The 21,067-nt window shown below is 72.0% G+C and carries 17 protein-coding genes; 10 read left to right on the top strand and 7 right to left on the bottom strand.

Translation table 11 applies throughout. From position 1 onward, the window contains the following. The first annotated feature begins 152 nt into the window (after window positions 1-152). The 5 genes from IE206_RS01670 (at window position 153) to IE206_RS01650 (ending at window position 7,338) form a co-directional block, all read left to right on the top strand. Window positions 153-1,067, top strand: coding sequence for a glycoside hydrolase family 25 protein (locus IE206_RS01670; RefSeq protein WP_189959859.1), 915 nt, complete (start codon window positions 153-155; stop codon window positions 1,065-1,067). A gap of 140 nt (window positions 1,068-1,207) precedes the next feature. Beyond that, entirely contained in the window at window positions 1,208-2,812 is a 1,605-nt protein-coding gene (locus tag IE206_RS01665; RefSeq protein ID WP_226598820.1) for an APC family permease, read from the top strand. A 174-nt stretch (window positions 2,813-2,986) separates the two neighbouring features. Next, window positions 2,987-5,143, top strand: a complete 2,157-nt coding sequence (locus tag IE206_RS01660; RefSeq protein ID WP_189959855.1) for an ATP-binding protein — start codon at window positions 2,987-2,989, stop codon at window positions 5,141-5,143. 55 nt (window positions 5,144-5,198) lie between these two features. Continuing rightward, complete coding sequence (locus IE206_RS01655) at window positions 5,199-6,842, top strand: ABC transporter substrate-binding protein (RefSeq protein WP_189959853.1); 1,644 nt, start codon at window positions 5,199-5,201, stop codon at window positions 6,840-6,842. Window positions 6,843-7,005: 163 nt separating this feature from the next. Further along, the gene (locus IE206_RS01650; protein ID WP_189959850.1) at window positions 7,006-7,338 is read left to right on the top strand and encodes a YkvA family protein; all 333 of its coding nucleotides are present in this window, start codon (window positions 7,006-7,008) and stop codon (window positions 7,336-7,338) included. Here IE206_RS01650 and IE206_RS01645 read toward each other — a convergent pair. After that, window positions 7,292-8,716 (bottom strand): pyridoxal-phosphate dependent enzyme, encoded by a 1,425-nt coding sequence (locus tag IE206_RS01645; protein ID WP_226598631.1) that lies wholly within the window; start codon window positions 8,714-8,716, stop codon window positions 7,292-7,294. The two genes, IE206_RS01650 and IE206_RS01645, sit on opposite strands and share 47 nt — an antisense overlap. A gap of 275 nt (window positions 8,717-8,991) precedes the next feature. On the opposite strand from IE206_RS01645, the gene IE206_RS01640 reads away from it, so the two are divergent. Together IE206_RS01640 and IE206_RS01635 are read left to right on the top strand one after the other, a co-directional pair. Next, complete coding sequence (locus IE206_RS01640) at window positions 8,992-9,351, top strand: peptidase inhibitor family I36 protein (protein ID WP_189959848.1); 360 nt, start codon at window positions 8,992-8,994, stop codon at window positions 9,349-9,351. A gap of 73 nt (window positions 9,352-9,424) precedes the next feature. Beyond that, entirely contained in the window at window positions 9,425-10,354 is a 930-nt protein-coding gene (locus IE206_RS01635; protein ID WP_189959846.1) for a class I SAM-dependent methyltransferase, read from the top strand. A 79-nt stretch (window positions 10,355-10,433) separates the two neighbouring features. Here IE206_RS01635 and IE206_RS01630 read toward each other — a convergent pair whose 3' ends face one another. From IE206_RS01630 to IE206_RS01620, 3 genes are all read right to left on the bottom strand, one after another. Next, window positions 10,434-11,864, bottom strand: coding sequence for a hypothetical protein (locus IE206_RS01630; protein ID WP_189959845.1), 1,431 nt, complete (start codon window positions 11,862-11,864; stop codon window positions 10,434-10,436). A gap of 131 nt (window positions 11,865-11,995) precedes the next feature. After that, window positions 11,996-13,378, bottom strand: coding sequence for an amidase (locus IE206_RS01625; RefSeq protein WP_189959843.1), 1,383 nt, complete (start codon window positions 13,376-13,378; stop codon window positions 11,996-11,998). 85 nt (window positions 13,379-13,463) lie between these two features. Further along, window positions 13,464-14,387: a LysR family transcriptional regulator gene (locus tag IE206_RS01620; protein WP_189959841.1), complete on the bottom strand. Its 924-nt coding sequence runs from the start codon at window positions 14,385-14,387 to the stop codon at window positions 13,464-13,466. Between the two features lie 138 nt (window positions 14,388-14,525). On the opposite strand from IE206_RS01620, the gene IE206_RS01615 reads away from it, so the two are divergent. Continuing rightward, a complete protein-coding gene (locus IE206_RS01615; RefSeq protein ID WP_189959839.1) occupies window positions 14,526-15,782 on the top strand; it encodes an MFS transporter in 1,257 nt (418 codons plus the stop codon). 25 nt (window positions 15,783-15,807) lie between these two features. Here the strand turns inward: IE206_RS01615 and IE206_RS01610 are convergent, their stop codons facing one another. The 3 genes from IE206_RS01610 to IE206_RS01600 form a co-directional block, all read right to left on the bottom strand. Beyond that, complete coding sequence (locus tag IE206_RS01610; protein ID WP_189959837.1) at window positions 15,808-16,638, bottom strand: alpha/beta fold hydrolase; 831 nt, start codon at window positions 16,636-16,638, stop codon at window positions 15,808-15,810. A gap of 126 nt (window positions 16,639-16,764) precedes the next feature. Beyond that, window positions 16,765-17,160: a tautomerase family protein gene (locus IE206_RS01605; protein WP_189959835.1), complete on the bottom strand. Its 396-nt coding sequence runs from the start codon at window positions 17,158-17,160 to the stop codon at window positions 16,765-16,767. Between the two features lie 129 nt (window positions 17,161-17,289). Continuing rightward, a complete protein-coding gene (locus tag IE206_RS01600) occupies window positions 17,290-18,207 on the bottom strand; it encodes a glutaminase (RefSeq protein ID WP_373300850.1) in 918 nt (305 codons plus the stop codon). 256 nt (window positions 18,208-18,463) lie between these two features. Between IE206_RS01600 and IE206_RS01595 the strand changes: the two genes are divergently transcribed. Continuing rightward, window positions 18,464-19,864 carry a cytochrome P450 gene (locus IE206_RS01595; protein ID WP_189959833.1) on the top strand — a complete coding sequence of 467 codons (1,401 nt, stop codon included), beginning with the start codon at window positions 18,464-18,466 and terminating at the stop codon, window positions 19,862-19,864. Window positions 19,865-20,165: 301 nt separating this feature from the next. Then, on the top strand, window positions 20,166-21,065 hold the full coding sequence (locus IE206_RS01590) for a bifunctional helix-turn-helix transcriptional regulator/GNAT family N-acetyltransferase (RefSeq protein WP_189959832.1): 900 nt from the start codon (window positions 20,166-20,168) through the stop codon (window positions 21,063-21,065). The last annotated feature ends 2 nt before the right edge of the window (window positions 21,066-21,067 follow it).

Here is a 21,067-nt window from a genome sequence, read left to right as displayed (position 1 = left end):
AAGACAGTTGACCGAAGGGCCGCCGGCACGTGCCGGCGGCCCTTCGCGTTGGGCGCCACAGGACGCGCCGGCGGTGAGTCGGCCCGCCCGTCAGCGGGCAAGCAAGAGGAGGGGAGGGGTGGTTCCGGCCGGCTCGCTCGCGGAGGTTGCTGATGGGTATCTACGGGCAGGACTGGGCGTCGTACCAGTCGTCGACACCGAACACGAGTGGCCTGTCCTTCGCCTTCGTCAAGGTCACCGAAGGGCTCTCGTACATCAATCCCCGCTGGGTGACCCAGCGCGACCACGCCAAGGCCAACGGCCTCGTGTGGGGGGCGTACCACTACCCCCACATGGGCAACAGCGCCCAGGCCGAGGCCGACTACTTCATCGACCGGGTCAACTGGCAGCCGGGCGACGTGGTGATCCTCGACTGGGAGGGCTACGACCCGGCGAACTCCGGCGTCCCCAAATCGACTCAACGCGCTTACAAGGACGCGTGGTTGAGATATGTCAAGAGCCGTCTGCCGCGCAATCCCGTCGGCATGTACGCCAACCTCGACTACTGGTGGAACGTCGACCGGAACGGCTTCTACGCCGACTTCCTGTGGATCGCCACGGCCGGCCGCGCCGCCGGGAACCCCGGAATCCAGGCCGCCTGGATGTTCCACCAGTACGGCGAGTCCAACGGCCTCGACCTCGACTACTGCCGCCTCGCCAGCACCAGTGAACTGCGCGACTGGACGCTCTCGTTCCAGCACTCACCGCCTGAGGAGACCGACATGCCCCAATGGATCACCGGCCGCGTCGACCCGGGCGCCCAGCCCACCGTCGTCCTGCTGCCGCACGGCAGCGCGTGGGCCGGCTACAACCGCAGACTCCACCTCGGCATGGACCAGATCACCGACACCCCGGCGACCGGCTCGGTCCGCGTCGCCCTGCACGACGGCAACGTATGGCACGGCGTCCAGGCCGTGCAGCTCGCGGCCGCGGGAGGCTCGGTCGATGTGGACATCACCAGCGGCGATGTGAAGCTGAGCCTCCAGACGGATACGGCGGGCGTCAGCTTCGCCGTCGAAACCTGGTAGTCCCGGTCGAAACCGGGCGGGGCTCGGTCGAAACCCGTGAGGACTCGGTCGTCTTCCTCGGCGACGCACGGCCCATGGCGTGACACGCTGGGCACTCCTGTGTCGTGAGTCATGCGAGGAGGCGGGTGCGCGTGCGGCCGATCCAGCCGGGGGAGACCCCTTCGGTCCTGACCGTACTGGGCGAGGAGCGGCGGCTCCACAAGGAACTCGGGTTCTGGAGCCTGACCGCGATCGGGTTCTCCAACATCCTCGGCTCGGGCTGGCTGTTCGCCGCCATGTTCGCCGCCCAGACCGCGGGGCCCGCAGCCCTGCTCTCCTGGGTCGGGGCGGGCGTGCTGTGCGCGCTGGTGGCTCTGGTCATGGTGGAACTCGGGGCCACCCGCCCGGAAGGCGGCGGCACCGTGCGGTGGCCGCTGTACGCGAGCGGCCGCCTCGTCGGTACCGTGGTCGGCTGGTCCGTGCTGCTCTCGGTCGGCGGTACGGCGGCGGAGATCAGCGCGATCATGCAGTACGCCGCGCACTATCTGCCGAGCCTCTACCACAACGGCCGCCTCACCGGCTCCGGCCTCGCCGTGGCCACCGGGCTCAGCGTGCTCCTGACGGCGCTCAACTGGTTCGCCGTGCGGACCTTCGCGAAGCTCAACAACCTGGTGTCGCTGTTCAAGGTGCTCATCCCGGTCCTCACGGTGGTCGCGCTGTTCCTCTCCGGCACGCACTCCGGCCGCCTCACGGATCACGGCGGCTTCGCACCGTACGGCTACGCGGCCTGTCTGACCGCCCTGGCCGGCGGCGGGATCGTGTACTCCGTCAACGGGTTCCAGGCACCCCTCGACTTCTCCGGCGAGGCCCGCAACCCGCGCCGCACCGTGCCGCTCGCGGTGCTCACCGGCATCGGGCTCGCCGTGCTCGTCTACCTCGGCCTGCAACTGGCCTTCCTCTTCACGGTCCCCGACTCCCTGCTCGGCCACGGCTGGCAGGGCGTGAACTTCGACTCGCCCTTCGGCCAGCTCGCCCTGGTCCTCAACCTGCACTGGCTGGCCACCCTGCTGTACGCGGACGCGGTGGTGTCGCCCGGTGGGTCGGCCTACGTCGGGGTCGCCATCGACGCCCGGCACACCTACGCGCTGGCCAAGAACGGCCTGCTGCCCCGCTTCTTCATGCGCATCGACCCCCGCTCCGGGACGGCCCGCCGCGCCCTGGTGCTGAACCTGCTCGTCATCATCGTCTTCATGCTGCCGTTCGGCGGCTGGCAGGACATCGTCAGCGTGATGGGCGACATGTACCTGCTCGTGTACGCGGCCTCGGCGGTCGCCGCCGCCGCGTTCCGGGCCCACGACAAGGACAGGGGACTTCCACCGGCGGACGGCCAGGTGCCCGGCGTGCACTGGATCGCGCCCATCAGCTTCCTGGTGGCCAGCGAGTTCGTCTTCTGGTCGGGCTGGCACCACCTGCGGCTCGCCCTGCCCCTGGTCCTCGCGGGCGTTCCCCTGTTCCTGCTGCTGCGCCGCGACGAGCAGGGGCGCTCCACGCTTCAGGAACTGCGGCACGGCGCCTGGATCGTCTTCCACCTCGCCGCACTGACCCTGCTGTCGTGGCTCGGCACCTTCGGAGGCTCGGGCCACCTCCCGGCACCGTACGACTCCGGCGTGGTGGGGGCGGTGTCGCTCGCCGTGTTCGCCTGGGCGGTCCGCTCGGGCACGGCCCACCTCAGAACGGCCCCGGTCACGGCGTTGCCGACCACCTGACGGCAACGCCTCGACCAACCACGGCCGCACGGGGGTTGGTGCCTCCAGTTCCCAAATCCCCGCAACTGCCGCACGGGCGTCGATCCGGTGGTCGGATGTGGTGGAACACCCGTCGCCGCCTGTCCCTCCGGTGTTACCTTCCGTTTCAATCGATGCGGAAGGTGCGCCTTGTGCGTGTCGGTTCCGGGGGCGGTGAGTGCGGTGGGGGATCTTGATGCGGCAGGGGGCGCCGATGCGTTCCTGCGGCACATGTTGTGGCGGTATCCGGGGCAACGGCAGCCGGTCGTCGCGCTGTTGGGGCCTCGGGGGTCCGGGAAGACCGATCTGCTGCGGGCCGTGTCGCGGGCGTGCGGCGGGACCGTGGTGCACGCGGGGCTCGACTTCGAGGAGAACCCCGTCGACCCGGTGTCGGCGGCAGCCCTTGTCGCGTTCCAGATGATGCGCGGCTGGGACAATCTGCGCCGCGGGCCGGTGTTCCACCGCTTCGGGCTCGGGCTGCTCGCCCTGAACGAGAACCTGGACGCGGACCGGGGCCGGGCCGCCGACCAGATACGTGAGCTCATACAGCAGTACACGCGCAACAGCCGGTCGGGCAGGTTCGCCGCCGGGGTGGAACACGCCGCGGCGGCCACCATGGACGTCGTCGCCCAGGGAGCGTTGAGCCCCCTGGTCTCGGGGCCCGCGCGGGAGGTGGTGTCCGCCGTCCGCGACCAGGCCAAGCCCGTGATCGGATCCCTGTTGCAGAGCGCCGCACGGTGGGGCGTACGGGACGCGCTCAGGTGGCACATCAGCGTTCCCGAAGCCGAATCCGCGCGCTCCATCGACGCGCTCATCAGACTGAGTTCCACCTCGCGCTCCGCCGCGGTCGGCCCCCTGATGGCCGCCTTCCTCGCCGACGTCAAGGACCAGGCCGAACGCCATCCGCCACTGCGCTCCGCCTGCTCCTGCGTACTGCCCGCCCATGGCGCCCGCCGCGACCGGCACGACCACGCCTGGGTGCTCCTGGTGGACGGCGCGCAGACCCCGGCCGGGCGTCGCTTCCTCACCGAACTCGCGGGCGCCCGGTCCCGCAACCAGGCGGCCGACATGGACGGTTCGGGTGCGGCGGACCCGCTGCTCGTGCTGGCCGCGTGCGAGCAGTGGCAGTCGGAGTGGACGTCCTGGTGGTGCGAGCCCTGGCGCTCGACGCCGCTGGCCGCAACGCCTCAGCGCCGCGTCCCGCTCCTTTCCCGGGCGACCCGGACGCTGTGGGCGCGGGAGAACGACGCGGCCGTCGCCGTCGAGCGCGGGCCCGCGGCCGCCTGGTGGTACCCGGTGTGGCTCGACCCGATGACCGAGGAGCAGGTCGGCTACGCGATGGGCCGCTCCGACCCCTCGCCCGCCCGGCCGCTGCCCGCATCCGTCGTCCACCGGCTCACCGGAGGCCACCGGGGCGCCGTCTCCGCCGTACTCGACGAGCCGTTCGGTGCACACCCCGGCCCGCACGGACCCGCCGTATCGCTGCTCGCCCCGGCCGACGAGGACGGCACGCCGCTGTGGGCCCACGCCCTGGAGACCAGCCTCCCCGAAGGGCTGCCCGTCCCCGGCACCGCCTGGAGCACCGCCCCCGCGATCGTCCTGGCGGCCGCCTACCTCGCCGACGTACGCACCGCGCAGGACCCGCGCCTTCCCGCCACCTCGACGGAGCTTCCGCGCAGCCTGGAACTCCTGCGCCGGCACCTGTGGGTGAGCACCTTCACCCACCGCCACTCGCGCATCCGCCAGATCGGCTGGGGCGACTCCGACGGGCCCGCCACGCTGCACCCCTGGCTGACCCGCTCCGCACTCACCGCGCTGAACACAGCCCGGCCCGCGCGCCCCGACGGGACGAGCCCCTGGCACGAGCTGTTCGCCGCGCAGTCCGTCGCCCTGGCCGCGCTGCCCGCGCACGGCGGCGAAGCCGCGGCCGTCGAGCGAGGACTCTTCCACGACCTGGCCCTCGGACGTTTCGCACCGGTGGCCGCAGCCCTCGCGGACCGCTTCGACGAGGACCACCGCGCCTGGATCCGGCTGCTCGACTACCTCTCCTCCGCGCCCTGCCGGCTGCTGTACGAGCACTCGCCCCAGGAGGCGTACGCGCTGCTGCTCGACGGGGTCGAGGACGGCGGGCAGACCGTCCTCGCGGTGGCCACCGCCAAGCTGCTCGCCCTGCTCTGGCTGTACAGCGACCCGCTGACCGAGCACACCCGGCGCTGGGACGGCGAGATACAGGAATGCTTCACCCGCCTCGCGCACAACTCCCGTCTGCTGGACGTCAGTCCGCTGCAGCAGGCGGCGGCCGCCTTCGCCTAGCCCCGCGGCGGACGCGGCACCCCCGCGCCCGCCGACCGCACCGCAAGGAGTGTCCATGCCACCCGCTGTAGGCAACCCCCGCTTCGGCCGGCTGCGCCGTCACCCGGTCCTCTCGCTCCTCGCGGCGCTCGTGATCCTCACCGGCCTCGTGTTCGGCGGCCGCTGGGGCTACGACAGGCTCTTCCCGCCCTCGCTGACCTGCGGCACCGGCATGACCGCGACTGGAACCCCGCTCGCCTGCGCGGGCGTGAACATCGACAGCGGGCCGTTCACCGACCACGAACCCGCCCGGATGCGGGAGCTGGAGCACATGGTCAAGTCGGCCAACGACGCGGTGAAGGGCCCGTACACCAGCGTCGTCCTGATGCTGGACCTCTCGCCGGTGTCCGACGTGGACACCCTCACCTACGACTCGCTCTACCCCAACATCGAGGGCGCCCTCACCGCCGTGTGGCGGGCCAACAACACCGCCGCCTACGGCAGTACGCCCGCCATCAAGCTGTACCTCGCCAACATGGGCAGCCAGTACGCCTCGTGGGACCACACCGTGGCCGAGCTGAAGGAGCAGATGAGCGCCGAACGCATCTCGGCGGTCGTCGGGCTCGGCCAGTCCACCGAGCAGACCCGGCGCGCCGCCGCGGCGATCTCCGCACAGCTGCACATTCCCGTCATCGGGTCGACGGTGACGGGCGACTCGATGAACCTCGACCCGGCCGACCCCACCGGCAAGAAGCAGATCGTCGACATGTTCCGGGTCTCCCCGACCAACGCGGACTCGGTGGTCGCGGCGAACCAGTACGTATCCAACCTGAAGCCGGCCGTGACCTCCCTCGCCGTCGTCGCGGACAGTGTCACGGGCGACGACTACACGCAGACGCTCGCCGAGGCGGCCAAGACCAGGTTCAAGACGCCGAACCGCACCGTGACCGTACTCCCGTACACCTCGCCCAGCGACCTGCCCGCCGGATCGGGCCGCCAGGACTACCTGGTCCAGCAGTTCAACCTCATGCACGCCAACCTGTGCCAGGCCGCCCCGTCCGTCGTGTACTTCGCGGGCCGGGGCCGCGACCTCGGGGCGTTCGTGGAGAACTGGGTGCAGGGCGCACCCTGCGGGATTCCCCAGCTGCACATCCTCGCCGGTGACGATGCCTCGGAGTCCATCCGCGACAAGGGCGTCCTGAACGGCATCGCATCGGGCCGGGTCACCGTCGCGTACACCGCGCTTGCCAGCCCTGACGAGTGGGGCAAGGACTGCCCCGGCTCCGACGCCAAGCACAACTACGACCAGTTCTGGGCGGCGTTCACCGGCCGTCCCGACCCCTGCACCGGCCAGCCGCTGACCGCCGACAAGGAGGTGGCGACCCTCACCTTCGACCCGGCCGACCTGGGCAGCGGGCAGGCGATGCTCACCCACGACGCGGCGGTGGCGGCGATCAGCGCGGGCCGGCGCGACGCCGTCGGGCTGAAGAACCCGGGCCTGGAGACGGGCATCCTGCACCAGTTCTACTGCGCCCAGATGCTGCCGGGGGCCAGCGGCTGGCTGTCGTTCCGCACGGACGGCACCCCGGCGGGCAAGCCCACCCCGGTGGTCCAGCTCGGCCCCGACGGCTCGACCAGGACGATCGCCCTCACCTGGCCGGACGGCACCCCCAACCTCAGCCTCCCGCAGCGCGGCGGCAAGGGGGCACCCGGTTGCTGAACCTCGCATGAACCGCCCGGGGCACGGTACTCGGGGGGTGACGAGGCGGCCGCCCCGGTCGCCGGGGCCTGCTGCGAGGAGATGGCATCACATGAGCGCGCCACTGCTCGCCGGGGGCCGGCTTCAGTAGCATCGCCGCCGGAGTGCGACGGAAGGCAGCGCGATGAGCACCGAAGTGAAAGTGGCCCTGGCCCTCGCGGCCCTCGCCCTCCTCGCGACCGCCGTGCTTGCGGTCGTTCTGACGGTACGTCTGATCCGCGCCCGCAAAGTGCTCCAGGACGCCGGGGTCCCCCTGACCCACAAGGCCGCCTTCTGGGGCGCACTGCTCTACGTCATCAGCCCCGTCGACCTCCTCCCGGACCCGATCTACCTGGACGACATCGGCGTACTCCTCCTGGCCCTGCGAACCCTGCACAGGGCGGCCACCGCCCCGGGTGGCCCGGGCAGGCTCACCGAGGGGTGGGGAGAAGCGCGCGGAGATCGGCCGACTGGATGAGGGTCTGGGCGCAGCCGTCGCGCAGGACGACCGCGGTGTCCTGGGCGTGCCCGGTCAGTGTGCCGAGGGCCGCCGCGGCGGGTTCGCCGTAGCCGAAGTGGGGGAGCGGCGCTTCGAGGTGGTCAGACAGGGGATCGGCCGGGCTCGCCGTGCCGTCGTGCAGGGCCGCTTCGAGTGCCGCCAGGGTGACCGATCCCGTGAGTTCGGGCGCGGTGGGGCGGCGGTCGGGGCCCGCCGGACAGGGGCCGGCCGGCAGGACGGGGTCCGCGCCGCCCTGCTTCCTGGCGCGGAGCACCTCCAGCGCGTCACCGACAGAGGTGCGGCTGTTGAGGTAGGGCAGGGGTGAGGTGACGTCGGCCATGGGTGCGGCGTCGGCGACCCTGGGGGCGCTCTCGTCGCCGTCGAGGAAGCCCAGGCGCAGCATCCAGGAGTCGTTGAAGTACTTGGAGAGGTACTGCCTTCCGGAGTCGGGCAGGATCACCACCACGACGGCGTCCGGCCCGGCATCCGCGGCGACCCGATGGGCCGCGGCCAGCGCGGTACCGGAAGAACCACCCGCCAACAGCCCTTGTGCGCGGGCGAGTCGGCGCAGGGTGTCAAGGGCCTCCCGGTCGGCGACGGGCACGATGCGGTCGACGACACCGGGGTGGTAGGACGTGGGCCAGACGTCCTCGGCGGTGTCCGGGTGCAGGAAGTGTCCGGCCGCCTCGATGAAGTAGGGGCGGCCGTCGCCTCCGGAGTAGACCGACGAGGCGGGGTCCGCCCCGATCACCTCGACGGCACCGTCGCTGACCTCCTTGAGGTAGCGTCCGGCGCCGCTGATCGTGCCGCCGGTCCCGATGCAGGACACCAGATGTGTGACACGCCCCCGGGTCTGGCGCCAGATCTCCGGCCCGGTGGTCAGGTAGTGCGCCTCGGGGTTGGCCGGGTTGTCGTACTGGTCGGCCAGCCACCCGCCCGGCGTCGTCCCGGCGAGGTGGGCGGCGAAGCTCATCGGGTGGTCGGGGTGCTGGCGCGGCAGGCCGGCTGGCTTGACCACCACCTCGGCGCCGAACGCTCGCAGGGTGTCGACCTTCTCGGCGCTGACCCGGTCGGAGACGACCACCACGATCCGGTACCCCTTCTCGGCCGCCACCAGCGCGAGCCCGATGCCCGTGTTGCCGGAGGTGGCCTCGACGACGGTCCCGCCGGGCCGCAGCAGCCCGTCCTTCTCCGCCTGCTCGATCATGCGCAGCCCGATCCGGTCCTTCGCGCTGCCCCCGATGCTCAGGTACTCCAGCTTCGCGTAGACAGCGGCGGCACCGCCGGTGCGGAGCCGGACCAGCGGGGTGCCGCCGACGAGGCCGAGCGCAGACTCGTATACATCCATTGCGTCCATCACGGCACCTTAGCCAATGGCCGTGCGGCAAACGCCTTACTGGCACGGCGAGTTGGACCGTACGGCAGGGCGCGGGCGGGCGCTGTCCGCAGGGTTTCCCTGTTTCCTGTTCCCCCGGTCAACGGGAAACCCGTCGACTCGGCGCCGACCCGGCGACGAGACTCCTGGCACCGGGTCGGACGGACATCGGATCCGGGACGCCCTCGGGGCAAGGAGCCCCGTGAGGGAGCACGGTCGTACCGGTTCATCTTCATCGTTCAACGAGGGGAACTTTCATGAAGCTGCGTTCATGGGCCTTGGCCTCCGCTCTTTCCCTGACCGCCCTGCTCATGCCCGTCACCAACGCGGTGGCGGCACCCGCCGCCCCGGCCGCGCCCTCCTGTACACAGGGGTCGATCTGCTTCTATACCGGATCCCGCTACAACGGCCGGAGCTGGGAGTGGGTCGCCAAGGACGGCTACCACGACATGCCGGCCGCGTTCCACGACAACGTCGGATCGTTCGTGGCCAGCGCCGACGGCTGCTTCATCAACTGGGACCCGAAGGAGACCCGGGTGGTGCGCAGCGGCGACAACCGGATCGACTACGGCTCCGATTTCGGCGGCCGGATCGACGGCGTGGGCCAGGGCTGCTGACCGCATCACCCGGCCGTCCCGGAATCGGCAACGAAAGTTGCCGCAGCCGCTCGACGGGCGCACGCTCCTCCGCATGAGCACACACAGCGATTCGGCACATGTACACGCACATGGGCACGGGCATGCGCACGGCAACGGCCATGACCACAGTGATGTCGACTGGGAGGCCATGGCTGCCGTCCTGGTGAACAGCGGTGAGCTCCAGCTCCCCGTCCTGCGCCGGACGGCGGCCCGCCTGAGCGAGCTGCTCGCCCCGGAGCAGGAGGTCCGGCGCGTACTCGACGTCGGCAGCGGGCCGGGCGTGATGACCTGCGTCCTCGCCGAGACCTTCGCGGACGCCGAGGTGGTCGCCGTCGACGGCGCGCCCGCGCTCCTCGACCGCACCCTGGCCCGCGCCGAGCGGCTCGGCGTGGGCGAGAGGGTCGCCGTCCGGCACGCGGAGCTGCCCGAGGGCCTGGAGGGCGGCGGCCTCGGCGCGGCGGATCTGGTGTGGAGCAGCAAGGCGGTGCACCACCTCGGCGATCAGCAGGGTGCGTTGGACGCTCTCGCCGGTGCCCTGAACCCCGGCGGCCTGCTCGCGGTCGCGGAGGGCGGTCTGCCCCTGCGTTACCTGCCGCGCGACATCGGGATCGGCAGGCCGGGTCTCCTGGCGCGGCTGGATGCCGCCCAGGAGCACTGGTTCGAGATCATGCGCGCCGAGCTGCCCGGCAGCACCACCCTGGTCGAGGACTGGCCCGCGATGCTCCGCCGCGCCGGACTCACCCAGGTCGGCAGCTTCACGCTCCTGCTCGACCTGCCGGCACCCCTGGGCGAGCAGGCCCGCACGTTCCTGCACGCCCAGTTGTCGCGGCTGCGGGAGACGATGAGCGAGTCCCTGGACGCGGAGGACCGCAAGACCCTGGACGTGCTGCTCGACGCGGAGGCGCCCGAGGGCATCCTGCGCCGCCCCGACGCGTTCCTCCTTGCCGCCACCACGGTCCACACGGGCGTACGCCCCGCCTGAGGGCGGCGGTGGCGCGGCGGCCGGATCGTCAACCGGCCGCCGCGCCATAGGAGTTGACCGGTCGATCCGGCGGCGGTGACTACCGCTCGGCGTGACCCTTCGCCAGCGACCACTCGCGGTGGAGCGCGCCCAGCGGGATGTGGTGCTCGATGACCGGCGTGCCGAACAGGGAGAGCTGGAGATTGAGCCGGCCGCTGAGGTCGAAGCCGCCGTACACGGCCCAGGAGGCGGACGCCGATGCCTTGCCGTCGCTCGACGCGTTCGCCTTGGCGTCGACCTCGCCGCGCAGATAGGGCGCGAAGTCGGCGGTGACGCCGACGGCCCCGTACAGGCCGACCGAGGCCTCGGCGCCGAGGGCGCCCTTGACCTGTCCGGCGGCGGAGACGCTCGCGTTCACCGGCGTGCTGTGCACGGCCGACGTGCTGACCGGGGACCAGCCCTTGCCCGCCGCGTAGCTGCCGCCGACCCGGAAGTCGCCCTTGACGTCCTGCTGGACATCGAGGGTGACATGGCCGTCGGCCTCCACCTGTACGTAACAGGTCAGGTCGAGGTTGACCACGACGGGCACCGGGCCCACCTGGATGACCGGCGCGCTGTGCAGCTTGGCGAACGGGATGCGCTTCGGCGCGCCCGTGCTCGCGGCGGCGCGGCCCTTGAGCGCCCACTGCGAGGACCAGTCACCGCTCATGCCGAGGAACGCGGAGCTCAGCCCGAGCCCGCCGTCCTTGCTGCCGTCGTACGAGAACTCCACCTGGGGAGCGAGCTGTACGAAGCCGGAGACCGAAGCCCCGGCCGAGGCGGGGGCGTCCTTGGCGGTGTCGACGGCCGCGTTCACGTCGAGGCGCAGGTTGCCGAGGGGCAGCTTGGCGCCCTGCGGGCCGAACCGTACGCCCTGGCTCTTGGCGTAGGAGAAGGTGACGCCCTTCATCAGGGGCACGACGCTGACCGAGGCGGGGTCGACCGGGACCTTGCCGTCGGCCTTGTCGTCCTTGAGGACCGAGGCGAGCGTGGTGGAGGCGGTCTTCACCTCGGTGCCGCGGTCGTTCTTGCCGACGACCTCGGTGACCTTGGCGAGCAGGCCGTTGGGGGCGCCGGGGGCCGGCGCGCTGGCGATGATGTCGCCCACCTCGACGGGCTTGTCGACCGGCTTGGCGGTCGGTTTGCCGGCCGTCTTGCCGGGGGCGGGGGAGTGGCTCGGCTTCGCGGTGGGGGCCTCCGGGGCCGTGGCTATGACGGCGCGTCCGCTCGCCTTGTCGTACGAGGCGACCTTCAGGGAGGACTTCTCCGGCTGGCCCTTGCCGGTACGGGTGCGGGCCAGCGGCGTCGGCGCGGCCGAGCCCTGCGGGGCGGCGTTCACGTCGAGCTGCTGGGTGCCGTCGGACGTCGCCGCGGGAGTCGCGGCGCTTCCCGGCCCGGCCGCCGCGCTGTGGCCGGGCGAGGAGCAGCCCGTACCGGCCAGCGCGAGGGCGGTCAGGCCGGGGAGCAGGAGGCGTCTGGTGAGCATGCGCACGTAGGTGTGACCTTCAGGTTGGGGGGTGGCCGTTACCGACAGGTAACGTGAAGGTGATCATGCCATGTGCGCACGGCTGTGGTCATCTTCGGAGCCCGCCAACTCGCCTACTGGGCAGGTACGTTGAAGCTTCACCTACGAGTGGGACCCGGCATCCCCAGGGGTGCGGTGCGCCGCCAGGGGTGGAGCTCCTCCAACTGGGCGGCAAGATCGAGCAGTTGATGTTCCGCACCCGGTCCTCCGACGAGCTGGACGGAACCCGGCAGGCCCGACGGAAGCGAGCCGAACGGCACGGTGAGGGCGGGCCGGCCGGAGAGGTTCCACGGCGGGGTCATCGGCGAGCAGGCGGTGTTCACCAGCATGTTGGCCAGCCAGCCGCGTTCGTGCCAGGCGTCGGCCGCCGGGCCCGGCCGGGCGAGCGCGGGAGTGACCAGCACGTCGTACTTCTCGAAGAACGGCTCCAGCCGCTGATTCAGCGCAGCCCGGTGGTCGGTGTTGAGCATGCCGAGCCGTCCGGCGAGGCGTCCGATCGCCGCGTGGCGCCGGGTGCGGGGCGCGAGCAGCCGCGCATCGAGGCCCCGGGCGTCCTGCGCGGTGCCGCCCGTCCAGCGGGCCAGGATGGTGGTCCCGAAGGAGAGGGGGTAGGGAGGGTGGGCGGTCGCGAGGCGGTGGCCGGCCCCGGCGAGGGCCCGTGCGGCCTGGCGGGCGAGCGCCGCATAGGTCGCGCCGACCCGAACTCCGGCTATGGGGCTGCGAGTCGAGAAGGCGATGTCCAGGCCGGTGCCCCTGGCGGTCGATGTGCCCTCGCCGAAGTCCGTGACCGGTTCGCCCGCGAGTACCGAGAACATCAGGCGTGCGTCCGCCGCCGTCGTCGCGAGCGGGCCGTTCTCCGACATGCCGAACCAGCCGCCGCCGAGGTCCAGGGGTACCCGCCCGGTGCCCGGCTTGAGGCCGATGAGGCCGCAGTGCGCGGCGGGAATGCGCAGCGAGCCCATGCCGTCGTTGCCGAGAGCGATCGGCACCAGGCCCGCCGCCACCGCGGCCGCGCTGCCCCCGGACGAGCCGCCCGCCGTGCGCGAGGGATCCCAGGGGTTGCGGGCGATGCCGTGCACCCCGTCCGTGGTGCCGAAGACACATAGCTCCGGTACGTGGGTGAGGCCGACCATCACCGCGCCGGCCGCACGGAGCCGGGCCACGGTGACATGGTCCTCGGCGGCCGGCGTCGCAGGGGTGGCCGCCGAGCCGTTGCGGGTGCTCTCGCCGCGTACCGGCAGATTGTCCTTGACGGCCACGGGCACGCCCGCGAGAGGCAGTCGGCCGAGATCGGCCCGCGCGCCGACCGCGTCCGCCTCCTCAAGGGCGGCGGCCGCACGCACCACGCGGAACGCGCCGACACGGCCGTCCACCGCGGCGATCCGGGCCAGATGGCCGGCGACCACCTCGCGGGGCGTGGCTTCCTTGCGGCGCACCGCCTCGGCTATGTCGACGGCGGTCCGGCCTGCCCACTGGGTCACGGTGGCTCCTCGCTGCTGGCTGGGTCACGAAGGCTGAGGAGGTCACTGTGTATGTCCCGTGCGGGTTCTGTCGATGGCGCGATCTTCAGTTGGCCCAACTGGGCTTCCAGTCAAGGGGGTTGGGGTGGTGGCGCTGCGCGAGATGGCCCCGCAGTGCGGTGAGCGCGGGGTGGGGGTTGTCGCGGTGCCAGATCAGGGAGTGCGGGTAGACCGGTGTCGGGTCGACGAAGGGAATGCGCCGCAGGCCCTGGTCGGCGGGCCAGGCGAAACGGGTCTGCTCGCCGACGAGGGTCGCAAGGGCCGGGGAGTCGGCGATCGTGTCGAGCAGCGGCTCGGTGCCGAAGTCGGGGCCGGTCGCCTCGATGGTGAGCCCGAACGCGGCGGCGAGGTCTTCGTAGTACGCCGCCCACTCCGTACCGGCGACCAGCCCGGGCATCCAGATCCGGTGCCCGGCGAGCTCGGCGGGCGTGACCGAGCGGGCGGTGGCGAACGCGTGGCCCGGCCCGGTCAGGAGCTGCACGGGCTCGTCATGGACCCGGGCGGTCGCGATCCCCTCGGGCAGCTGCCGCTCGGGCAGGGTGACCGCACGGAAGGACGCGTCGATCGTGCCGGAGAGGACCGCGGCGAAGGCGGCGTCCGCGTCGAAGAGGGTCACCACGTCGAGCTCGGTCCCGGGGTGGGCCCGGTGGAAGTCGCGCAGCAGATCGGCGGGTGCGAGGCGCCGTCCGATCACGTCGATGCGCAGCGCGCGGCGGCCGGGCCTGACCGAGGCCGCCGCCCGTTCCTCGGCCTGCAGCAGGGCCCGGGCGTGGGGCAGGAACGCCTGCCCGTCCACGGTGGGCCGGGCCCCGCGCGGGGTGCGTGTGAACAGCCGCACGCCCAGCTCCTTCTCCAGCGAGGCGATGCGCTTGGAGACGGCCTGCTGGGTGATGGCGAGGTCGGCGGCGGCCTGCTGGAACTGGCCCGCGTCCGCGACGGCGACATAGGTGCGTACGGCGTTGAGATCCACGCTGGGCGACCCTAGTGCACAATTTCTGGTTGTGGCTCGGCGTCCGGGTGGTTGTTTGACCGGCGCACGGGCCGGCCGCTTTGATCTCGCTGGTCGACGCGAGGTTGTTGGGCAGGGGCGGCGAAGGGTGTGCGGAGCATGGCGGGCAGACGGCCCCTTGGGCGGCAGTTCGGGTGGCTGTGGGCCGCGTACGGGGTGAGTACGCTCGGCACGATGCTGGCGTTCGACGCGCTGCCGATCATCGCGATCCTCGCGCTGCACGCCGGGCCGGCCGCGGTGTCGGCGCTTGCCGCCACCGGGCTCGCGGTGGGGGCCGCGCTCGCGGTGCCGCTCGGCCCGTGGGTGGAGTTCCGTCGCAAGCGGCCGGTGATGATCGCGACGGACCTGATCCGGTTCGCGACCCTGCTGAGCATCCCCGCCGCGTTCGCGCTCGGCGTGCTCGGTTTCGTCCAGCTCGTGGTCGTGTCGGTCGTCGTCGGCGCGGCCGACCTCACCTCCCGGGCGGCGAGCGGGGCCTGCCTCAAAGCGCTCGTACCGCCCGAGGACCTGCTCGTCGCGAACGGCCGGTTCGAGTCGACCAGCTGGACCGCCACCATGATCGGCCCGCCGCTCGGCACGGCCGCGATCGGACTGTTCGGGCCGGTCACCACGGTGACGGCCGACGCGGTCAGCTATCTGCTCTCGGCCCTGGGGATCCGGGCGATCGGAGGGAAGGAGGAGCCGCCGCCGCAGCGTGCCACCGCATCGTCGGTGCGCGGGCCGAGGCGGGGCGAGCTGCTGGAAGGGTGGCGCTTCATCCTGGCGCACCCGGCGCTGCGCCCGTTGTTCTTCAACGCGGCCCTGAACAACGGCCTGATCATGGCGACCGCACCGTTGATGGCCACGCTGATGCTCGGCCCCCTCGGGTTCGCGCCCTGGCAGTACGGGCTCGCGTTCGGCGTCCCGTGCATCGGCGGGCTCATCGGCTCCCGGCTCGCGCGCCGGCTCGTCGCGCGGTTCGGGCAGCACAAGGTCATGTTCACGTCCGGGGCGCTGCGCGCATGCTGGGTGCTGTGGCTCGCGTGCGTCGGCCCCGGCGTCGCCGGTCTCGTGCTCGTCGTCCTCGTCGAGCTCGGGCTGATCACGTGCTGCGGGATCTTCAACCCGGTGCTCGCCACGTACCGGCTCGAACAGACCGGGGCGGACCGGGTCGCCCGCACCCTGTCCGCCTGGTCGGTCACCACCAAGGTCACCACCGCTGTCACCACCGCCCTGTGGGGCGTGCTGGCCGGCCTGACCGGACCGCGCACCGCGATCGCTGCCGCCGGTGTCCTCATGCTCGCGACCCCGCTCCTCCTTCCCCGCCGGGCCCGCACGCCGGTGCGGGAGGGGGAGCCGGCCCCGAGCGGCACCTGAACTCCCCTTCCCGCGGCGTTCGGCATCAGCGACCGCTGAACTCCCGCAGATCCGCGTTGAGTCGCTCGGCGTGCGTCACGTACAGGCCGTGGCCCCCGTTCTCGTACAGCTTGAAGGTGCTGCCGGGGATGAGGGCGGCGGCGCGGCGGCCGGTGAGGTCGATGGGGGCGGAGGCGTCCTGGTCGCCGTGGATCACCAGCGTAGGGATGTCGATCTTCCGAACCTCGGGAGCCATCTCCAGGGTCTCCAAGTTGGCCACGAGCGCGGTCGCGGCCCGGGCGGTGGCGCCGTGACAGTCCTGGATCACCTTCTGGACGTACGCGGCCGAGACGTCGTTGCCGGGCAGGCCGAGGGCGAAGTAGGCGTCGCCGCCGGTCGCGAAGAACTCGGCGCGGTCCCTGCGGAACGTCTCGTTGGCCGCGGCGATCGCCTCGGCGGGCAGCCCCTGCGGGTTGTCGTCGCCGCGCACGATGCCCGGCGCCATGCCGGCCACCAGAGCGAGCCGCGCCACCCGGCCGCTGCCGTGCCGGGTCAGATACCGCACTGCCTCGTTCGAGCCGAGCGAGTGGCCGATCAGGGTGACGTCCCGCAGGTCCAGGTGGTCCAGGAGCGAGCCGAGGTCGTCGGCGAGCGTGTCGAGGTCGAACCCGCCCCAGACGTCCTCCGACTTGCCGTGCCCGCGCCGGTCCAGGCCTATGCAGCGGTAGCCCTCGGCGGCGAGCGGGAGCATCTGGAACTCCCACATCTCGGTACCGAAATAAGCGCTGTTGACGAAGACGAGGGTGGGTCCGTCGGCCGGTCCGTAGTCGATGAAGTGGAGCTTGGTCTTGTCGGTGGCGCTGGTGAAGTACGGCATGTGCATCTCCCCGTCGTGTGGTGTGACCGGCCGCTGCGGTGCGGCGTGTTCATACTGTGGCGCGGGGTGGGGCCGTGCGCGATTACACGCGGGGTAATGGCTCAGGCGGGGCGGGGCGGGGCGGGGTCAGGCGTCGGGGGAGGGGGCGTACTGCGCGGCGCCGTTGCCGAGGGACCAGTCGATCGACTCGTTCTCGTTGAGGGTGACGAAGACGTTGCGGGGCTCGGTGCCCGCGTACGCGTGGGCCAGCTCGGCGATCCGCCTGTAGAGCGCCCGCTTCCGGTCGGGCGTCCGCCCGGCGCGCAGGGTGATCGCGACGTACACGATGCCGTGATCGCGGGAGACGCCGAGGTAGTTGTCGTAGCGCAGGGTGCTGCGGGTCCCGTCGTGCCCGGTCAGGACCTGGAACCGGTCGTCGGGCGGGATGCCGATCGTCTCGACCAGGGCGTCGTGCACGGCACGGCCGAGCGCGTCGAGACGATCGCTGTCGGTCCCCAGCGCGTCGATGCGGACGAACGGCATGTCGGGTTCCCCCTTGGGAAGTCGAGGTCTGGATCCGGGTGTCGCTGCGTCTTCGACTGTACATACTAGTAGGTACAACCAGGGCATCGAAAAGGGGCCTCGCCCGGCGGCAAGGCCCCTGATGAAGTGTCAGAAGACCGAGAGGCCCGTCAGGGTCGTGAAGCGGTCCAGGGCGGCGACTCCCGCCACCGAGTTGCCGCGTTCGTCGAGGCCCGGGCTCCAGACGCAGATGGTGCAGCGGCCCGGGACGACGGCGATGATGCCGCCGCCGACGCCGCTCTTGCCCGGCAGGCCCACGCGGTGGGCGAAGTCGCCGGCCGCGTCGTACGTGCCGCAGGTCAGCATGACCGCGTTGATCTGCTTGGCCTGGCTGCGGGTGAGCAGGGACGTGCCGTCGGCCAGTATCCCGTGCCGGGCCAGGAATCCGGCGGCCCGTGCCAGGTCCGCGCAGGACGCCTCCAGGGAGCACTGGCGGATGTACTGGTCGAGGAGATGCGGGACCGGGGTGGTGATGTTGCCGTACGACGCCATGAAGTGGGCGAGCGCGGCGTTGCGGTCGCTGTGGTCGGCCTCGGACGTGGCGACCTGCTGGTCGAAGTCGAGGTGGGCGTTGCCGGACTCGGTACGCAGGAAGGTGCGCAGCGTGTCGGCCGCGGCGCCGGTCAGGGTCTGGAGGCGGTCGGTGACGACCAGGGCGCCCGCGTTGATGAACGGGTTGCGCGGGATGCCGGCCTCGTACTCCAGCTGCACCAGGGAGTTGAACGGGTTGCCGGAGGGCTCGCGGCCGACGTGCTCCCACAGCTCCTCGCCCTCGCGGGAGAGGCACAGCGCGAGAGTGAAGACCTTGGTGATGGACTGCGTCGAGAAGGGGTGCTGCCAGTCGCCCACCCCGTACACCGTGCCGTCGAGCTCGGCGACGGCCATCCCGAAGCGCCGCGGGTCGGCCGAGGCGAGGACCGGGATGTAGTCGGCCGGGCGGCCGCGGCCCGGGGTGGCCGCGATCTCGGTGGCGATGCGGTCCAGGACCGACTGAAAGGACGAGGACACGCTCAACTTGCTCCGGATTCCTGCGGCACTGCACGACTGCACCACCCTACGACAGGGGTCGTGTGGTGGTGCGCAGGTGGCGGGGCGGCATTCCCCCGGGGGCCTCGGCCTGCAAGGGGTCTCGGGGAGGGGCCCGCACAACCCCGAGTGCCCCGGGCGTCCGGGGACCGAGTCCGCGCCCGGTCGCCTGTCGCGGGGGAATGGCGGGTAGGGAGTCGTTACGTTGGGGCCCAACAGCCATACCCGGGGAGTTCCGTTGCCCGTATCCACGCCGCCGCTCAACCCCGTCCGCGGCCCGCGCGGCCTCCCGCCGCTGGGCCATCTCTTCGCCTTCGGGAAGGATCCCCTGGGCTTCCTGACCCGGCTGCGCGACGACTTCGGGGACGCCGTGACCTGGTCCCTCGGGCCGAGGCGCAGCCTGTTCATCTCCCACCCCGGACACATCCGTGAGCTGCTCGCGGCGCGTGAGGACACGTACGAGATCCTCGAAATCGGCTGGGCGTTCCGGCAGATCACCGGGCAGAGCGTCATTCTCAGCAAGGGCGACGACTGGCGGCGCAAACGCTCCCTGGTCCAGCCGACCGTCCGGCCGCGCCAGGTCCGCTCGTACGCCGATGCCATGGTCGAGTGCGCCGGAGCCGCGGCCGACGGATGGCGTGACGGTGGGCGCATCGACGTCCGCCGGGAGATGGCGCTGATCACCCAGCGGATCGTCCTGCGCACCCTGTTCGGCAACGATCTGGGGCAGCAGACCGACGCCCTGGGTGATGCGATGGACGTCGCCGAGCAGGCGGTGGGCGCCGAGTTGCGCGGCATCGGCCTCTTCCTGCCCGCCTGGGTGCGCACCCCGTCCCGGCGGCGCCTGCTCGCGGCGGTGGCCACCATCGACGGCGAAGTGCACCGGCTCATCGGTGAGCGACGAGACCGGACCGGCGCCGTAGGGGACCCGGCGCACGCCGCCGAAGAGCGTGACGATCTGCTCACCCGGCTCCTCGCGGCCCGCGACGAAGAGGGGCGCCCGCTCTCGCCCAAGGAGGTGCGCAACGAGGCCGTCACTCTCTGGGCCGCCGGCCACGAGACGACCTCCACGGCGCTGACCTGGGCGTTCCACCTGCTCGCCCGTGCGCCCGAGGCCCGCGCCCGCCTTGAGGCCGAACTTCAGGAGGTGCTGGCCGGGCGCCCGCCCGCCATCGACGACTACGAGCGCCTCACCTGGACCCAGCAGATCATCAAGGAGGCGATGCGGCTCTACCCGCCGGTGTGGCTCATCCCCGCCGTCGCCCGCGAAGGCGCCACGCTGGGCGGCACCCGCATCCCGGCCGGCACCATCGTCTGGTGCAGTACGTGGACCACGCACCGGGACCCCCGCTGGTTTCCGGAGCCCGACCGGTTCCGCCCGGAACGCTGGGACGCCGACGCCCCCGACGTGGTGCCCGACCACGCCTGGTACCCGTTCGGCGGGGGCCCGCGCACCTGCCTCGGCGCCCGCTTCGCCCAGGTCGAGGCGGCCCTGGTCCTCGCCACGCTCGCCCAGCGCTTCCACCTCGACCTGCCCGACGCGGAGGTACCCCCACGCGCGGGCCTGCTCCTGCAGCCGGCCACCCCGCTCCACGCGACCCTGCGAGGGGTCAACCGGCAACCAGCTCCTGCCGGTTGACCTGGCCATGTTCCTCATCGCTCATCGAGCGGCGGGGGCTTCGCGCTGCGGGGATCCGGGCCGTGTCAAACCGCATGCGCGGTCGAGCCCGGTCCGGATACGGTGACGGAGCAGGGGCGCCCGGTGCGTAGGAAATGGGTACTTCGGTTTCAGTGGTCCGGGTTCGAGCCCCGGCAGCCGGGAGCGATCCCGGTCGTGGTGTAAGCAGCACTCTGGATTAATGCACCCATGGCCGATCCTGATCTCGGGCGCCCCCTGCCCGCCCGTGGCCATCCGTCCATTCTCTGACTATGGTCAGAGAATGGACGCAGGGCAGATCGAGCAGGTACGCCGCTTCAACCGCACCGTCACCGAACGCGTGGGGGTGCTCCACGACCGCTACCTCGGCCGCGACCGCCCCATCGGCGAGGCCCGGCTCCTCTGGGAGATCGGCGAGCAGGGGCAGGACGTACGGGGACTGCGCGAGCGCCTCGGGCTCGACTCCGGGTACGTCAGCCGGCTGCTGCGCTCCCTGGAGCGCGACGGGCTCGTGACGGTCGAGCCGCAGCCCCGGGACCGGCGGGTGCGCACCGTCAAACTCACCGACGCCGGCCGCGCGGAGCGCGCCGTGCTCGACCGGCGCAGCGACGAGCTGGCGGGCTCCCTCATCGAGCCGCTCAACACCGCCCAGCGCGCCCGACTGGTCGCCGCCATGGCCGAGGTCGACCGGTTGCTGACCGCCGCGACGGTCATGGTGGACGCCGTCGACCCGGACAGTCCCGACGCCAAGGACTGTCTGCGCGCGTACTTCACCGAGTTGCAGGAGCGCTTCGACACGGGCTTCGACCCGGCGATGAGCCTGCTGCCCGACGCCGGTGAACTCCGGCCTCCGCACGGCCTGTTCCTCGTGGCCCGGATGCACGGCGAGCCCATCGGGTGCGCGGGTCTGAAGCTGCCGGCCGGCGCCCCGGCCGAGATCAAGCGCATGTGGGTGGCGCCCGCCGCACGGGGCCTCGGCCTCGGCCGCCGGTTCCTGGCCGAACTGGAGGCCCGGGCCGTCGAGCGCGGCCGCGACGTACTGCGCCTGGACACGAACAAGGCACTCAGCGCCGCGATCGGCCTGTACCACTCGTGCGGATTCGAAGAGGTTCCCGCCTTCAACGACGAGCCCTACGCTCATCATTGGTTCGAGAAGCGCATCTGCGGGACCTCGTCTCGCTGAGA

The sequence above is a fragment of the Streptomyces violascens genome, from assembly GCF_014649955.1.
GTDB lineage: Bacteria > Actinomycetota > Actinomycetes > Streptomycetales > Streptomycetaceae > Streptomyces > Streptomyces violascens.
The sequence above is the reverse complement of the archived record's forward strand: the minus strand, read 5'-3'. Positions and strand labels throughout refer to the sequence as shown.

What these genes read in the sequence shown, in the direction of transcription:
- IE206_RS01605 (WP_189959835.1), bottom strand. Translation starts at nt 17,160, where the DNA reads ATGCCGTTCGTCCGCATCGACGCGCTGGGGACCGACAGCGATCGTCTC.
- IE206_RS01635 (WP_189959846.1), top strand. Translation starts at nt 9,425, where the DNA reads ATGAGCACACACAGCGATTCGGCACATGTACACGCACATGGGCACGGG.
- IE206_RS01640 (WP_189959848.1), top strand. Translation starts at nt 8,992, where the DNA reads ATGAAGCTGCGTTCATGGGCCTTGGCCTCCGCTCTTTCCCTGACCGCC.
- IE206_RS01670 (WP_189959859.1), top strand. Translation starts at nt 153, where the DNA reads ATGGGTATCTACGGGCAGGACTGGGCGTCGTACCAGTCGTCGACACCG.
- IE206_RS01610 (WP_189959837.1), bottom strand. Translation starts at nt 16,638, where the DNA reads ATGCCGTACTTCACCAGCGCCACCGACAAGACCAAGCTCCACTTCATC.
- IE206_RS01590 (WP_189959832.1), top strand. Translation starts at nt 20,166, where the DNA reads ATGGACGCAGGGCAGATCGAGCAGGTACGCCGCTTCAACCGCACCGTC.
- IE206_RS01655 (WP_189959853.1), top strand. Translation starts at nt 5,199, where the DNA reads ATGCCACCCGCTGTAGGCAACCCCCGCTTCGGCCGGCTGCGCCGTCAC.
- IE206_RS01615 (WP_189959839.1), top strand. Translation starts at nt 14,526, where the DNA reads ATGGCGGGCAGACGGCCCCTTGGGCGGCAGTTCGGGTGGCTGTGGGCC.
- IE206_RS01645 (WP_226598631.1), bottom strand. Translation starts at nt 8,716, where the DNA reads ATGGACGCAATGGATGTATACGAGTCTGCGCTCGGCCTCGTCGGCGGC.
- IE206_RS01650 (WP_189959850.1), top strand. Translation starts at nt 7,006, where the DNA reads ATGAGCACCGAAGTGAAAGTGGCCCTGGCCCTCGCGGCCCTCGCCCTC.